We start from the raw sequence: 14,973 nt of genomic DNA on the forward strand, positions 1-14,973 counted from the left end.
GGATAGGACGCATTTTATTTTCGAGCTCCCTCTGTGCCAATGAAGGTGAGTCACCTACCCCTTGTTAAATTTGAGTTGGGCGGGTAGGAGACAGGATCAGATGACATCAGTTCAGAATCGGCAAACGGGGGTAGGAATGGGGGTAACGGAAGGGGCCAGTAGGGCGTCTGGAGTTGCCCTCATGGCGACCAATCTCAACGCACCGGATCCGGAGGTCATGGAAAAAAAACGTCGCCGCAAATTCACGGCTGCTTATAAGTTGCGCATCCTCGAGGAAGCCGATGCCTGCACATTGCCTGGGCAGATCGGCGCCCTTCTCCGCCGGGAAGGCCTTTATTCATCGAATTTGACCACGTGGCGCAGACAACGAGATGAGGGGCAGCTCAAAGCATTGTCTCCCCGAAAACGGGGGCGAAAAGCGAACCCGGACCACCATCTTGCAAAACGTGTAGCCCAATTGGAGCGGGAAAATCAGCGCCTCAGAGACCAGATCAAAAAGGCGCAGACGATCATTGAGGTTCAAAAAAAAATCTCAGACCTCATGGGGATTCCCCAACCCAATCACGAAAGCGACGAGAGCAACTTATGAAAGCGGCGGTCCAATTGCGAACCGAGGTGGGAACCGTCCAGGCCTGTGATGCTTTGGGCATTGCCCGAGCAACCTTCTATCGTAGACTGAAACCCACCAGAGCCCAGGTAAATCGTCCGGCTCCGCCGTTGGCTCTTTCGGATCAGGAGAGGCAAACGGTGATAGACCTACTCCACTGCGAGAGATTTCAGGATGCTGCCCCTCGCCAGATCTTTGCGTGCCTGCTTGATGAGGGGACGTATCATTGCTCGGTGCGCACGATGTATCGCATTCTGAAAGACGAACATGGAAGCGTCAAGGAGCGTCGCCGGCAGGTGCAGCGCCCCGCTTACGAAAAGCCCGAGTTGCTCGCCACCCGCGCCAACGAGGTTTGGTCGTGGGACATTACAAAGTTATTGGGCCCCGTCAAGTGGACCTATTTTTACCTTTACGTGATCATGGACATCTTTAGCCGCTACGTGGTGGGATGGATGGTTGCCCACCGGGAAAGTGCGGCCCTGGCAAAGAGGCTCATTGAGGAGACCTGCAAAAAGCAGGGTATTGTTCACGGCCAACTTACAGTTCATGCGGATCGGGGATCCTCCATGACCTCGAAGTGTGTTGGCCAATTGCTATCGGACTTGGGGGTCACCAAAACCCATAGCCGGCCTCATGTGAGCAATGACAATCCCTATTCGGAAGCCCAGTTCAAGACCCTCAAGTACTGTCCGCAATTTCCAGGACGTTTCGGTTCCACCGAGGATGCCCGCTCCTTTTGCCGGAATTTTTTCAATTGGTACAATCGAGAACATCGCCACTCGGGTCTCGGGCTGGTCACACCGGAGCAGTTCCATTACGGGTTGGCGCCTCAGATCGTGGAGCATCGTCAACAGGTTCTCAAGCAAGCATTCGAGGCCAATCCTAGCCGTTTCAAAGGCAAGATACCCAGGCCTCCAGCATTGCCGACTGCCGCCTGGATCAACAAGCCTTCAAGCGACGCTGTAAGAGTCTAACATTTTACCGGAGGTGTCTCATTTTCATTGACACATTCCGCTTCTGCAGAACGCAGAGGATGCTGGTGCCTCCAAGGTGCTCTTTCAGCTTTTCACAGACAAACTTGAGGTTCGCCATGACGGCCGTTTATTTAATGAGAAAGATGTACGCGGCATCTGTGGGGTTGGTGAAGGAACCAAGGCTGACGATCTGACCCAGATCGGTAAGTTCGGGATCGGCTTCAAGTCTGTTTACGCCTACACGACAACACCTGAAATACACTCAGGAGATGAAAGCTTCAAAATTGAATATTATGTTCGACCATATGCCGTGCAGAAGCAAGACATTGGCGATTCATGGACCACCCTTTTCATCTTTCCTTTTAACAAGGAGGATTTGGAACCGGTTGTCGCCTACACGGAGATCAGTACGAGACTTCGGACGCTCAGCGCCAGGACACTGCTTTTTCTTCGTAAAATCAAAGAGATCGAATACAGATTGCCGGATGGGATGGGAGGTGTTTATCTGCGGGACGAAACCACGCGGGGCGGTGCACGCGAGGTGACGGTGATTGGACAAAACAACGGCGAAGATGAAAGCGAAAGTTGGTTGATATTTGAACGACCTGTTGATGTGCCCAATCCTAGCGATGATGGCCCGCGTCAAGTTTCGGTCGAGATCGGCTTTCGCCTGCAAAGGAACGAGAAAGAACAACGGGAAGAAGTGGTGAAAATAAAGGATTCACCACTTGTGGTCTTCTTCCCAACTGAGAAGGAAACCCGATTTGGATTCTTGATCCAAGGACCATACAAGACCACGCCGGCGAGGGACAATATTCCGAGAGACGACAACTGGAACGCGACATTGGTGCGCGAAACTGCATATCTTATGGCTGACGTGTTGCCGCAGCTCAAGGACCTGGGTCTATTAAATGTCTCGCTCCTTGAAGCATTGCCAATAAGGATGGAGGACTTTCGTCCGGGCAGTATGTTTCTGCCGATTGCGAACTCGGTTCGGGAGTCTCTTGCAAGTAAAGAGCTGCTGCCAACAGACGATGACAGCTTCGTCTCAGCCCAAAATGCAAAACTCGCAAGTGCCGAATGGTTGAGAGAATTACTTCGCCAAGATCAGCTCAATGTTCTTTTTCAGAAAGGCGTCAAATGGATTCATGCGGACATAACTGAAAGAGGACGACATGAGCTATGGAAATATTTGCGGGAAGAGCTAAAGATTGAATTGATTACACCGGACAGTTTTTCACGCAAGGTGGACCATGCTTTTTTTGGCGCTCAATCTGATGATTGGATGATTCGATTCTATACCCAGCTTCCAAACCAAAAGGCACTATGGCAAAAAGGATCAGGTAACTATTGGGATCCCGATGGACCATTAAGGAAAAAGCCCTTCATACGATTACAAAATGGCTCTCACGTTAGACCATTTGATGATGATGACAAACCAAACGCCTACCTTCCGCCGAAAGCGGCTGTGGACTCCCGATTGCCAACTGTCAAGGCGGAGATAGCATGCCATGACGAAGTGCGCTCATTTCTGGTATCTTATCTAAAGATTCCAGAGTTCGATATAGTAGCAGAAGTCATCGAGCAGGTGCTCGCCAAATACACCTCGACAAATCCTCCACAAATAGATGAACATTTGCAGGATATTGCGACAATCGTCGAAGCCTTTCAAACTGATTCACAAGAGAAACAAAAGAGACTGAGGGATGCTCTTCAAGAGACTCCTTTCATCCTGTCACGACCATTTGTCAATGGCGATGAGATTTACCGAAAACCTGATGCTTTGTATTTTCATAATGACACCTTGGAAATGTATTTTTCAGGCAATTCTGATGTTGGCTTTATTAGCCCGATCTATAATGATATGGAAGAAGCTTTGAGAATGTTTGCCATTCTTGATGTGCGGGATAAAGTTCGCGTTGATAAACGAGAACAGGATTATTATGGCTATATCCGTCTAAGGGATTGGCATGGTTGGCATGAACGAGGATTATCTGGCTTTGATCCAGATATTAAAGTTGATGGATTGTCGATTGCCCTTTCATCTCCAACAGCAGAGAAAAGCCTTTTTATATGGAATGAAATAGTATTGCCGAACGCTGAATGCATACGAGGGACGATTGACCTGAATCAGTGAAGTGTGATTGGGTGGACTGACGAGCATGGATTCGGAACCCATTTTGGGGCTCATTGATGCCCTGATTCAGCCACTTTTTCGGGTCATCGCCTTTTCAAGGACTGAAAAGCTCTCATGACGATGCCATCTCAGACATTTTCGGACACTCTTCACCCCCTTATGGCCAGAGGAGCTTTCAGGCTTTTGCGGCGGCGATCCCTACGCTGGGCAAAATTTCAGATAAACACTCCGAAAAGCGTGAAAAGCGGGACAATGCCGACCAAACTGGAGCTTCAGCCGACGAGCGCTTCGGATCACGCGCGCTGCCATATAGATCAGCTCCTGGATCACGGTCTTTACGCGACGTCGCTTGGCCCGATGCCGTACGGGCGAAAAATGGCCCAGGAGCCCGTTTTGCCCCAGGATGCGCAAAATGTTGTAAGCCAGTCCGCCCAGGGTCAACACCAGCGCATTGGTGGCAAATTTTCCAGACGGCAACCGCTCCAAGTCCAGGTCGGACTTGATCTCACTGTGAAACTGCTCGCTCAGACCCCGCTTCTCGTACAACCCGATGACTTCCTCTTCAGGGACGGAAAGCGACGTCCACCAGCCCTCCAGCTTGATATCCGGCCGGATCAAGATTTGCCCCTCGCTATCCGATATCCTCTCGGTGACCCGGATCACCAGCCGAAACCGATAGGTTCTCTCTTCATGGTGTCGCGTCACCCACGTGCTGAAGACCGCCACTTTCTGGCCGGGGCGGGGCTCACTCACACGGCCTTCACTGAAGGCCCGATCACGCCAGGAAAGGACGTCGGCCCGGCGCGGATTCCATTGGATGATAAAGCTCAGCTTGGGGTGTCGGCGAAGCTCCACAAGCGTTTCCAGGGCGTCGTGAGCCGAGTCCGTTCGCACCAAAAGGGGCTTGCAGGTCACCTTGCGCGCATGCACCAACATCTTGCGCAAAAAGTCAACAAATCCGCTCTGAGAATGCTGAGAACCAGGGCGAAGCTCCAGGCCCAGACACCATCCCTCCTGCCCAAGGTAGGCCCCGATCGGCGCGTATCCGTCATAGTCCCGGTACGTGCGCGACACCCCTTCTTTCTTTGTGTCGGAATTGTCCAGGCAGAAAACATCCAGGTCCAAAGGCACGTGCCCCGTGGAAAGCGCCGTCACGGGAACCTGAGTCCTCTCAAGCAGTTCTACGCTACTTGCGCCGGCAACACGTTCGAAAACTCTCGCGTGCTTGTCCAAACGTTGCCGCAAAGTTTCTTGCGAAGGAACCTTCTGAATGTCCAGAGCCTGTTGGAACCAGTCATCGCCGGCAACGCCCGCAGCGGCTTCAAAGTCACTCTTGCCCAGACACAGAAGCCCCAAGTAGGTCTTGACCACATCCGCGTGCGAGATCATTGGTCGCCCTGGAACTTCCTTTTCCAACTGCTCGCACAGGCTCGTGTAGCCGTTGATCAGATTCCCCACAAGGGCCAAGCCTGCCTGCCCGCTGTAGAAGGCCTTCGAAGATTGTTCGATCTCAATTTTCTTCATGAGTGCACCTGCCGGGTGAAAATGTGACAGGAGACCCTATAGCATAAATGAGATGTAAATCCAATGAGATATCTAAAGTAAAATAGTTTTATGCATAGGCGCTATTTCACGGATTAAGGGATTGAGATATCATCAAGAAAAAATTATGAAAACAGCCGAAAGGAAGAGCGCATTTCAGAGTCCTTTGGCCGCCTGCTGATGAACAGCAAGTGGTTGCCGGGAGCGGATGGTCAGTTTTACCGTCCTGATGAGATTAGCCTAGACCAACTTCCTGAGGGGTTTGAACGCAATGAAAAGGTGGCCGACCTGCTTGGAATGAAAAAGGATATAGTCGCAAGACTCGCTGAGCAAGCTGGTATCAAACCAGAGACACTACGATATGCCCAAGCGTTAGAGAAATATCCAGATTTACTTGAAGAAATAAGAAAAAGAGAGACTGTGAAATTCCCGACAAAACCGGTGACAAACCCAGAGCGTCGGCGCGAAAGGGTAATAGAGCAACTCTCCGAATCACCCCGAAAAGAATATGAAGAGCGAAAAAGAAGCGTTCGGACAACCAAAGGCGCTATCGATCCTTCACAGTGGCTCAGGGAACAATACACCAACAATGACGGTCAAATGGTGTGTCAGATCTGCAAAAAGGAAATGCCCTTTAAAAAGCTTGATGGCGAGTATTACTTCGAGGCAGTTGAAGCGTTAACCAAGGACATCTTCCCCAAGGAGCATGAGGCGCAGTTTTTGGCCCTGTGCCCACTTTGCGCTGCAATGTACAAAGAGCTTGTCCAAAAGGACAATGCGGCCATGGCCGATCTGCGAAAGGCCCTTCTCAACGTGGACTCATTGGAGGCTCCGTTGCGACTCGGCGAACTTGAAACCACCATTAAGTTCGTCGAGACTCATCTGTTCAATATGAAAACGATTCTCGAAGAAATGGGAAGGAGCGAGGAGTAGCATTGGAAGGCAACATGGGTGATAAAGCAAGATCACGCATCTCTCAGTAAGGTTGGCATGGCATGACCGGGTTTGGAATGGTCACGTTAGTGACCTACTGCACCTCAACGCTCACTGCATTATCCGCCAACACAATCGTGACTCGAGGAACGATGAAAAGCAGCGTGCAACAGCCGGCAAACCTTTCGTCGAGTTGGATGAAGTTGCCTCTATGCTCCCGTGATCCAGCCGCTTACGATGAAAGAAGATTTTCGATAACACATCGGAGACCTGCTTGAGTTTCGGAGGCTGCCAGCGGTTTCAGAAGACATCCCTCCATATTTATCGTCTCCAGTCCCTTACCGATGGATGCGCGATGAATTTGCACAAGGCGTCCGGGAACTAGCATATTCTCAAAGGGGATCAGACAATATGCCAAGGGCTGATGCGGGTTATCCATAATTGTTGAAGACCAGGATGTGACCCATAAGATCTCAAGCTGTTTGGGATTGTGCCGAATCAACCAGGGACGCCCACCCAAACCCGAATCCCTCGAATTTCAGATAGACGACTCGGTTTCCCAGCTTCCTTTCTATGATGAACAGGTCGAACAGGACTTCGGAGCTTGTGCAGGTCACCCCTCCGTTTAAGGGCAGTTCGGGGTGAAGAAGAGGAAGTTCGTTCAAACCGTGGAGGCCAACCCTTCTTTTTCCCTCTATTCCCCACTTTTTGTGAAATACGGGCAGGGGAAAGCGCGATTCTCGCCGAAAGACTCCCTTTGCCCGCATACCTTTGCCCTTATTTTTCTCTTTGATTTGGTCTTTCCTCCGTTCATGTGCTCCTCCCCAAAAGGGGACAGCCGAAAACAGCCTATTGAGAAACTACCACAAAGATCGATGGTTAGGACATTGTCCCGTATGGACTCGTGTGGCGATGATGGTCTGGAGTGTCCGAGAAGCCTCATAGGGCCGTTAGTATTTGACCGAGAGAACGGCTTTTGCGTACAAGCTTTCTCATGGACTTGGATCAACATGGAGAGGACCGACCGCGGTGCGAGGTCCCGTGGGGCCACCCATGGAAGGTCGGTCGGGAGCGAAAAAGCTGGGGCCAAATAACGGATCGGCGCCGAGGAGAGAATGCGGCATTCCACCAGCAGCGGAATCTTTAAGAGACTTCGAGAAAGTCCCGGTGTCCGCGTCCTCTTCCCGATGGCTGTCCCCAGGCCTTCACTTGGTGTGCGGCCGTGGGGGCGAAGATGCGGATTCTACCACGAAAGAGGGACTTCCCCCCGGAGGCTTTGGGCCGGCGAGGAAAATGAAACACTCCGGGGGAAAGAGACCCACAGTGGAAATCGGTTTTGTCAAATGAGGTCGAAGGAGGTTTTCCATGGGCTTTCGTTTCTGGAAAAGAATCACCATTGCACCGGGTGTGACCCTCAACCTCAGTCAATCGGGCCCGTCGCTCTCGTTCGGTCCGCGCGGGGCCAAGTTGACCATTGGTCCGAGGGGTCAGCGGGCCACGGTGGGCATTCCGGGAACAGGGCTTTTCTACACGACCACGCTGCCAAGCGGGAGGTCAGACGGCAGGGAACGCGCCTCCTCCGCTCCTGCCGTCCCAAGGGTCCGCCCGGAGGATCGTCTGAGCATGGGCTTTTTCAAGCGGCTGGTCACGCCGGACGACGAGGAGACCCTTGTGGACGCATGCCGGGAGTTAATCCTCGGCAACGAAGAGAAGGCGTTCGATCACCTCGAGAAGGCCATCCATTTGGCCGACGGCGCGTACCTCGCCGGCTTCTTGGCGCTCAAGCAGGAGCGGCTGGAAGAAGCTGCAAAGTACCTGGGGATGGCCGCCGAGAAACACACGCACTTGGGCCGCCACTTTGCCAAGTACGGCATCAGCGCCACCATGAGCCTCCCCATTACAGACGAGGTGTGCGCGCATGTGGGTCCGGATCTCCGCGGCGTGCTGTTGGGCCTGGTGGAGGTCTACCAGCGTCAGGAGCGATGGGAGGATGCGATGGCCTGCCTGGAGCGCTTGCGGCGGCTCGAACCCGACGACGTGGTGGTGAAGCTGTCCCTCGCGGAATTGCTGCTCCTCACCCGCCCGGGCGACAAGAACGCCTGCAGGAAGATTCTCCGGTTGGCCCAAGGCATCGGGAACGAGACGCTGGTCCATACCGCGCTGCTCTTATACAAGGCCAAAGCATTGCGCGGGCTCGGCCTGCTGGAGGCGGCGCTGGACACCCTGACGGCCGCCCTGCGCCGGAGGAAAAACCTCTCCGAAGAACTGCTCCGGGCGCTCCGGTACGAACGCGCCCTGGTCTACGAGGACCTCGGGCAGCTGAAGCGGGCGCGCAGCGAGCTTGAAAAACTTTACGCCGAGACCCCGGATTACGAGGACGTGGCGGCCCGGTTGGGTCTTTAGGGAAGGCGAAGGGTAGTGATAAGACCCGTCTGCCCCATGGGTCTTAGCAGGGCAGGCGCGTGTTATAAGGCCGAATTCCTGGTTTCCCCTGCGCCGGACTGCCTTGGCGACCCATGACCAGGATGACACATGGAGATGCGCGGAGCATCCGCGGCTCATGGAACATTGTCGTCGCCTGCAGATCCTGGGGTCGTCGCGAAGACGAGGGACAAACCGATCCATGTCGTTGGGAAAACAGAAAGATCGGTGTCAAGGGTTCCCGCAAACGCACCGACTGGGATAGAAACCATAAGCTTCGACGACCCGGCGTCCAAAAATGTCGTGCCATTGCCCTGATCACCGAGGAATGTTTCGACAGAGTCATGGTCTAAGTCATCCGGCCACGGTTGCTGAATGGATAACAGACCGTCGTCGCGATGCTGTACACGAAGGGCGGCCGTCCATCGATGACGGAGGCACGATGGAAATCTTACGGCGCGTCGATCAACGCACACTTCGTGTGAGGGCCCGACCCTGGTGAGGCGGATTTTAGAGTTGAGCACATTCAGCACACAAGGCGGTCAAGGTCCTCGTTTCAGGCCGCATGGAATCGCTCTTGCAAATGTCCTGTCTGCCGCAGCCGCCCAGGCCGATCCGCTGTGGTGAGTCTCCCCCATGGCCATCCAACCGTCGAAGCCAGTTACGGTATCCGCCGGCATGGCGCCCCCGCGCCGAGCGGCTCAACAGACATCGTCGGCATCCCGTGTCATCCGCTGAAAATCCATCAAATGGTCATATCCCCGGTATGTCCTCGATAAATCGGCAACATACGGCCGACGATCAACGGTCTCCGCAGCCACCATGTCATATCCCAAGCAGTAATTTGGCCGTAGTGAAATAGATCAATAGGCCGGTGATGTCCACGACGGTGGTCAAGGCCGGGCTGGCCACCACCGCCGGATCCCACTTCATCTTGGCCGCGCCCAAAGGTAGCAGTGCCCCGATCAAGGTGGCCGTCACCACTTGAAAGCCAAGCGCTATGGCGATGGCCGCGCCGATTTTGGCCAGGGAGAAACCGGCAGGCACATCCGTGCCCCGCGACAGGAACAACACCTTGCCCCAGGAAAGCCCCGCAAGAGTTACTGCCAGCAAAATGGCAATCTTGAATTCCTTGAACAGCACCTTGAAGACATCCTTCGGGGAAATCTCGCGCAAAGCCAGGGCGCGGACAACCACCGTTGCCGACTGGCTGCCCGTGTTGCCGCCGGTATCCGCCACCATGGGCATGTAGAGCGCCAGAATCAGCATCTTGGTCTGGGTGGCCTAGAAATGGTGAATGATGATGCCCGACATCAGGCCAAGGGCGGCGAGTCCCACGATCCAGTAAGCGCGGTTCTTGAAATGCACCCAGGAGGAGGTTTTCAAATACACGCCGGGCTCGTGGCTACCCGCGATGGCCATGAGTTTTTCCATGTCCTCGGTGTGTTCCTGGGTGATGATGTCGATGGCGTCGTCGTGGGTGATGATCCCTACCAGGGCGTCTTCCCCGTTGATCACCGGCAGGGCGATCAGGTCGTATTTCTTGATTTTACGGGCTGCGTCTTCTTGGTCGTCCTCGACCCGGGCAAAGATGACCTCGCGATGCATGATGTCGCCGACCCGCGCGTTGCGCCGGGCCGAGATCAAGTCCTTCGGAAACGCGAATCCACCGAGTACGGCGGTCCCCTGGAGCTTTTGCCCTGCGGCCTGAAACAGCGGGCAACATCGTTGAACGATCTGATCCACACAAAAGGCCGCCATCATGAGGCTAATGGCGGCAAGATGCTTTGGGCCCAGCCCGTCGTTGAGACTGCCTTGATTATTCAAGGTTTTGAAGATTTCGTTTTCGATCTAAGGGAGTTGCGTTGCGCGCTATCGTCCAATCTCAAGGGCGCGCCACTTGCGGTGCGTCCTTGGAGGGTAATGTTAGGCGTTTCAATCTGAATGAATCCAGGTTTGCCCATTCGGGCCGAAGGTTGCGCCTGGGGTGTGAATGTAGACTTCGCCTTTTGGGCCAAAAGTTGCGCCCGGCGTATGAATGTAGACTTCGCCTTTAGGGCCGAAAGTTGCGCCTGGGGTGTGAATGTAGATTTCACCCTTTGGGCCGAAAGTTGCGCCCGGTGTATGAAGGTAGACTTCGCCTTTAGGGCCGAAAGTTGCACCTGGGGTGTGAATGTAGATTTCACCCTTTGGGCCGAAAGTTGCGCCTGAGGTGTGAAGATAGATTTCGCCATTTGGCCCATAGGTCACTCCGGGTGTGTGGATATAAAGTTCTCCTTGCGGCCCATGCGTTGTGCGCGGTGTATGAATGTAGGTTTTGCTGTTTGGATGGTAGAATGCACCTTGGGCTGACAAGGTTCCCGGGCTTAAGCAAATAGAAAGAATAAGTGCAGATAGGATCTTTTTCATGATAACCTCCAAAAAATTGCTGCGCGGCTGGAGATTCAGTAATGCTACACAAAAACTATATGGTTTCTCCATAACACCTATAGGTGGCGATATCATAATATCCCGCCTGAGGAATTTTGTGCCCCTCGCCCGCGCTCATCGGTCAGCAGGGTGTTCTCTACACGGGTTGCAGGGGAAGATGCTTTATATATTACACTCTCGTTTCTCCGTTGCAAGTCTTCCACGAGACTCTCGACACCCTTGATGCCCCGGTTCAGGACGTAATCATGCTGGTCTTCACGTCTTTGTGCCAAAGAAGTTCCTGGATGGTTCGGATGTCGGAACCGCATTTCAGCAACTGTGTGGCGAACGAATGGCGAAAGGTGGGGCATGTGGCACGCTTGGCCAAACCTCCCTTACTCACTGCGGCGTTCACGGCCTTCTGGATAATCGATTGGAGACCGTGATGCCGTCTTTCTTCCCGAGTTTTCAGCGGCTTTCGTGCGGAAACACCCACTGCCTGAGCCATTCCCGGGGGCGTCCGGGTATTCCCTGTGGATGGCATCGGGAGGTAGCACCCGACCCCAGGGGGTTGCCAAGTCCCGGTCATGGATGTTTTTCTCTGATTTAAAATGCTTCAGCACTTGGGCTCGGAGCGACTCCGACAGCATTGAGACTCGGTAGTTCGCTCGCTTTCCAGCTTGGACATCAATTGCGTTGCGAAAGAAATCGAGGTCCAACGCGGGCAGGCGGAGGCACTCCAGCAAACGCAACCCAGAACCATACATCAGCAAGGCCACAAGCCAGTTATGGCCGGGGAGACTCGCCAGAACGGCCTTGAGTCACCCGCGCGTCATGACAACAGACAGCCGCTCGGGCTTGCGCGCGCGAATCCCCTCCTCCAGTCGAGCTACCACGCGGCTGAGGACATGGCGATAAAAGGAAAGTAGGCAAAAAACGCCTGGTTTTGCGAGGTTTAGGCGCACGTGGGGCCAAATTTGCGCAGTGTCTTGTTAAGGCTTGTGGAGCTGTATCCGCGTCGGCGACGGTGGGACGATGCAATCGCGTCACTGGAGTGCCTGCTCCAGATCGCCCCCAACGACGTAGTGGAGAAGTTGTCCCTGGCGGAGCTGCTCTGGGATGCGCGCGCCGGAAATATCTGCAAATAATCGTGCAACTGGTGCAAAGCACCGACAATTTCCTACGACCCTGCTACGCTGCAAAACCAGAGCCCTGAGCGGGCTCGCGTTAGCGAGCGCATCGAGGGGAACCCTGTGAGGGTGGCCCTGCGCCACACGAAAGGCCGTTCCGAAGATCTCTTTCGAACCCTCCGATATGAACGGGCCTGGGTGGACCATGCGCCCGGCCGGCACCGCCGGGCGCGCAGCGGGCTCGAAAAAACCTACGTCGCGGCCCCGGACTACGAGGACGTGGCGACCCGGTGAGGCATTGTGGCCGAAGCGAAATGACGCGACGGCTTCTCATGGGAAATCCTGCCCGGGCGGGCGCGAGATCACCTCGTTCGAGCCGACTTCACCTCGATCTGAGAACAGACGTGCCGAGCCGAAAGGCTGTATGGAACAAGACGCCGGCAGCACTTGGAACGCCATGGGCTGATCACCGACGGACGATTCCGAAACGCCGCTCGGGTTCGCCCAGAGGACGGCGGCCCGAAAGAGTGAGGATTCCGAGGGGGCGAGGTAAGCCGAGAGTTGCAAATTATGCAGTGACTGAACTCATCCACACCCATAAGGAGAATTTCCGAAACGGACATCCCACGGATATTCACCATTAGCGAAAGTGCTCACCGCATTCACAACCCGTTCACATCGGAGAAGCTCGCCACGCTCGGCTCGGCGCTGCGCCTGGAGCCGGGAATGCGGGTCCTGGACCTCGGCAGTGGTTCGGGAGAGATGCTGTGCACGTGGGCGCGTGACCACGGCATCGTCGGTACCGGCATTGACTTGAGCCGCTTGTTTACGGAGCAAGCGAAGCTGCGTGCCGAAGAACTCGGCGTTGCCGCGCAGGTCACGTTCATCCACGGCGATGCCACGGGCTATGTGGCCGGCGAAAAGGTCGATGTGGCGGCTTGTGTCGGGGCCACATGGATCGGGGGAGGCGTCGCCGGCACGATTGAACTTCTCGCACAGAGCCTCCGCACAGGAGGCATGATCCTCATCGGCGAGCCCTATTGGCGGCAGGTGCCGCCGACGGAAGATGTGGCCAAGGGATGTCTTGCCGAATCGATCGCCGACTTCCTCAGCCTTCCGGAGCTTCTCGCCTTTTTCGGGCGACTGGGCTACGACGTCGTGGAAATGGTTCTGGCCGACCAAGACGGTTGGGATCGATACGAGGCGGCCAAGTGGCTCACCATGCGCCGGTGGCTTGATGCCAATCCCGAGGATGACCTGGCCGGAGAGGTTCGAGCACTACTGACCTCTGAACCCGCACGCCACGCCACATACACTCGAGAGTACCTGGGCTGGGGGGTGTTCGCACTGATGAGGCGATGATCCATTCATTCCCCCGACACACGATTCTTAAAGGAGTGTCCCGATCAGCTGACGGCCCGTTGAGACACTCAGTAAAGGGGAATCAACCGGCGCGGCAAGGCCCCCTGCGTCCCGCCCTTTGGCGTTGAGGCATGTCTAGGCAGGGTGTCCGCCATCAGGATCGGGTGGTGCGTCCCGGGTCGCGAAGCCCGCGGCTGATGGGGTGGGCGGGGCAGGCCGGCGGCGGGAAGCCCTCTTCTTTGCCATGCGTTGAAATTTTCGCAAAAGTAGATCACGGGCCATGTCGCCATAGCCCAGGGAAGGGATTGGGTCCTCAGTGCTGTGTCATGGCAAGGAGTGAGGATCGCCCGGGAGATGTTGGATCGATTGTTTCAGCCTGTTGACCGTGATAACTCATCTGTGACTTCACGAGGAAAAGGATCCAGTTAGGGCTCGATATTGTCAAAAAATCGTCCACGTCCTTGGCGGCGGTGGGAAGGTAGGGCGCAAAGTTGGACGCGGGAGCCCTTTTTTGGTAAAAGTCCCCATAAGGTAAGTTTCCTGACAGTAAAGCCCGGAAGGGACCGCGCTATGATTCGTGTCGTCACCGCCGATGATCATCCGCTCATTCGCCAGGGGTTGCGGCGTATCTTGGAAAAGACCCTAGATATTCGAGTTGTTGGAGAAGCTCGGGATGGAGTGGAGCTTTTTCGCGTCCTGAAAGAACATACCTGCGATGTGCTCCTGCTGGACATTTCCATGCCCGGACCCGACGTGCTAGAGATTTTGGAAAGACTACACCGGGAGCATCCCGAGACCAAGACTCTGATCCTGAGCATGCATCCTGCAGAAGATCACGCCGTGCGGCTTCTCAAAGCGGGGGCTTTGGGTTACGTCCACAAATCCATGGGCCTGAGCGATCTGGTCACGGCAGTTCGCCGAGTGGCTCAAGGGTTTCGTTATATCAGCGAAAGGGTAGCTGAAGCCCTGGCCAAAGAGATAGCGGATGCCAAAGAACCGCCCCCTCACTTTAGGCTTTCCGGCCGTGAATACCAGATTTTCCTGAGGCTGGCTCAGGGCCAAAGCAACAAAGAAATCGCCGCGGAGCTTCACCTTTCTCCGAAGACCATCAGCACTTACCGATCGAGGATTCTGGAAAAGCTCGGTGTGACGAACAATGCCCAAATCACCTACTACGCTATTCAAAACCGCCTTATTTGAGAAACTCACCCGGTGTTGCCGCAATTTTTAGACACGTCGAAACGATTCCGGCACGATTAGGAAGCCTCTTTTCCAAGGATAGCAGGCCGCCCCAGGTCGGTAAGGCGTCCAGGTGCGGTCTAGGGAAACCCCCTAGAGGCCAGAAGCCCCATGATTTAGCCGGGAATGGGACGCGCCGCCCGCACCCGATGTCAGACAAATCTGACAAAAAATACAGACTTTTCCGATATTCGCACGAGTTTTTTTATTGAAAATTTC

General features: G+C 54.8%; 12 protein-coding genes. 7 read left to right on the forward strand and 5 right to left on the reverse strand.

Going from position 1 to position 14,973, the window contains the following annotated elements; translation table 11 throughout:
• Nucleotides 1-181 precede the first annotated feature (181 nt).
• Nucleotides 182-1,581, forward strand: a protein-coding gene (locus ACZ5K9_RS07750) for an IS3 family transposase (protein ID WP_464271224.1) whose coding sequence is annotated in 2 segments (ribosomal slippage) — nucleotides 182-533 and nucleotides 533-1,581 — 1,401 coding nt in all. Because the reading frame shifts where the segments join, the coding sequence is not laid out codon by codon here.
• A gap of 43 nt (nucleotides 1,582-1,624) precedes the next feature.
• Nucleotides 1,625-3,718, forward strand: a complete 2,094-nt coding sequence (locus ACZ5K9_RS07755) for a sacsin N-terminal ATP-binding-like domain-containing protein (RefSeq protein ID WP_464273942.1) — start codon at nucleotides 1,625-1,627, stop codon at nucleotides 3,716-3,718.
• 198 nt (nucleotides 3,719-3,916) lie between these two features.
• On the opposite strand, the gene ACZ5K9_RS07760 is transcribed toward ACZ5K9_RS07755, so the two are convergent.
• Complete coding sequence (locus ACZ5K9_RS07760; protein ID WP_464270968.1) at nucleotides 3,917-5,242, reverse strand: IS1380 family transposase; 1,326 nt, start codon at nucleotides 5,240-5,242, stop codon at nucleotides 3,917-3,919.
• Between the two features lie 198 nt (nucleotides 5,243-5,440).
• Between ACZ5K9_RS07760 and ACZ5K9_RS07765 the strand changes: the two genes are divergently transcribed.
• Both ACZ5K9_RS07765 and ACZ5K9_RS07770 read left to right on the forward strand, forming a co-directional pair.
• Nucleotides 5,441-6,193: a hypothetical protein gene (locus tag ACZ5K9_RS07765; RefSeq protein ID WP_464273845.1), complete on the forward strand. Its 753-nt coding sequence runs from the start codon at nucleotides 5,441-5,443 to the stop codon at nucleotides 6,191-6,193.
• A gap of 1,365 nt (nucleotides 6,194-7,558) precedes the next feature.
• A complete protein-coding gene (locus ACZ5K9_RS07770) occupies nucleotides 7,559-8,596 on the forward strand; it encodes a DUF4236 domain-containing protein (protein WP_464273846.1) in 1,038 nt (345 codons plus the stop codon).
• An 843-nt stretch (nucleotides 8,597-9,439) separates the two neighbouring features.
• Here the strand turns inward: ACZ5K9_RS07770 and ACZ5K9_RS07775 are convergent.
• The 4 genes from ACZ5K9_RS07775 to ACZ5K9_RS07790 all read right to left on the reverse strand — a co-directional run bounded on the left by ACZ5K9_RS07775 (nucleotide 9,440) and on the right by ACZ5K9_RS07790 (nucleotide 11,531).
• Entirely contained in the window at nucleotides 9,440-9,883 is a 444-nt protein-coding gene (locus ACZ5K9_RS07775) for a magnesium transporter (protein ID WP_464273847.1), read from the reverse strand.
• 15 nt (nucleotides 9,884-9,898) lie between these two features.
• Nucleotides 9,899-10,441, reverse strand: a complete 543-nt coding sequence (locus tag ACZ5K9_RS07780) for a CBS domain-containing protein (protein WP_464273848.1) — start codon at nucleotides 10,439-10,441, stop codon at nucleotides 9,899-9,901.
• A gap of 108 nt (nucleotides 10,442-10,549) precedes the next feature.
• The gene (locus tag ACZ5K9_RS07785) at nucleotides 10,550-11,023 is read right to left on the reverse strand and encodes a hypothetical protein (RefSeq protein WP_464273849.1); all 474 of its coding nucleotides are present in this window, start codon (nucleotides 11,021-11,023) and stop codon (nucleotides 10,550-10,552) included.
• A 253-nt stretch (nucleotides 11,024-11,276) separates the two neighbouring features.
• The gene (locus tag ACZ5K9_RS07790) at nucleotides 11,277-11,531 is read right to left on the reverse strand and encodes a tyrosine-type recombinase/integrase (RefSeq protein WP_464273850.1); all 255 of its coding nucleotides are present in this window, start codon (nucleotides 11,529-11,531) and stop codon (nucleotides 11,277-11,279) included.
• A 745-nt stretch (nucleotides 11,532-12,276) separates the two neighbouring features.
• On the opposite strand from ACZ5K9_RS07790, the gene ACZ5K9_RS07795 reads away from it, so the two are divergent.
• From ACZ5K9_RS07795 to ACZ5K9_RS07805, 3 genes are all read left to right on the forward strand, one after another.
• On the forward strand, nucleotides 12,277-12,447 hold the full coding sequence (locus tag ACZ5K9_RS07795; protein ID WP_464273851.1) for a hypothetical protein: 171 nt from the start codon (nucleotides 12,277-12,279) through the stop codon (nucleotides 12,445-12,447).
• Nucleotides 12,448-12,759: 312 nt separating this feature from the next.
• Nucleotides 12,760-13,515 (forward strand): SAM-dependent methyltransferase, encoded by a 756-nt coding sequence (locus ACZ5K9_RS07800; RefSeq protein ID WP_464273943.1) that lies wholly within the window; start codon nucleotides 12,760-12,762, stop codon nucleotides 13,513-13,515.
• Between the two features lie 570 nt (nucleotides 13,516-14,085).
• Nucleotides 14,086-14,715, forward strand: coding sequence for a response regulator (locus ACZ5K9_RS07805; RefSeq protein ID WP_464273852.1), 630 nt, complete (start codon nucleotides 14,086-14,088; stop codon nucleotides 14,713-14,715).
• Nucleotides 14,716-14,973: the final 258 nt, after the last annotated feature.

The sequence above is a fragment of the Desulfosoma profundi genome, assembly GCF_055387865.1.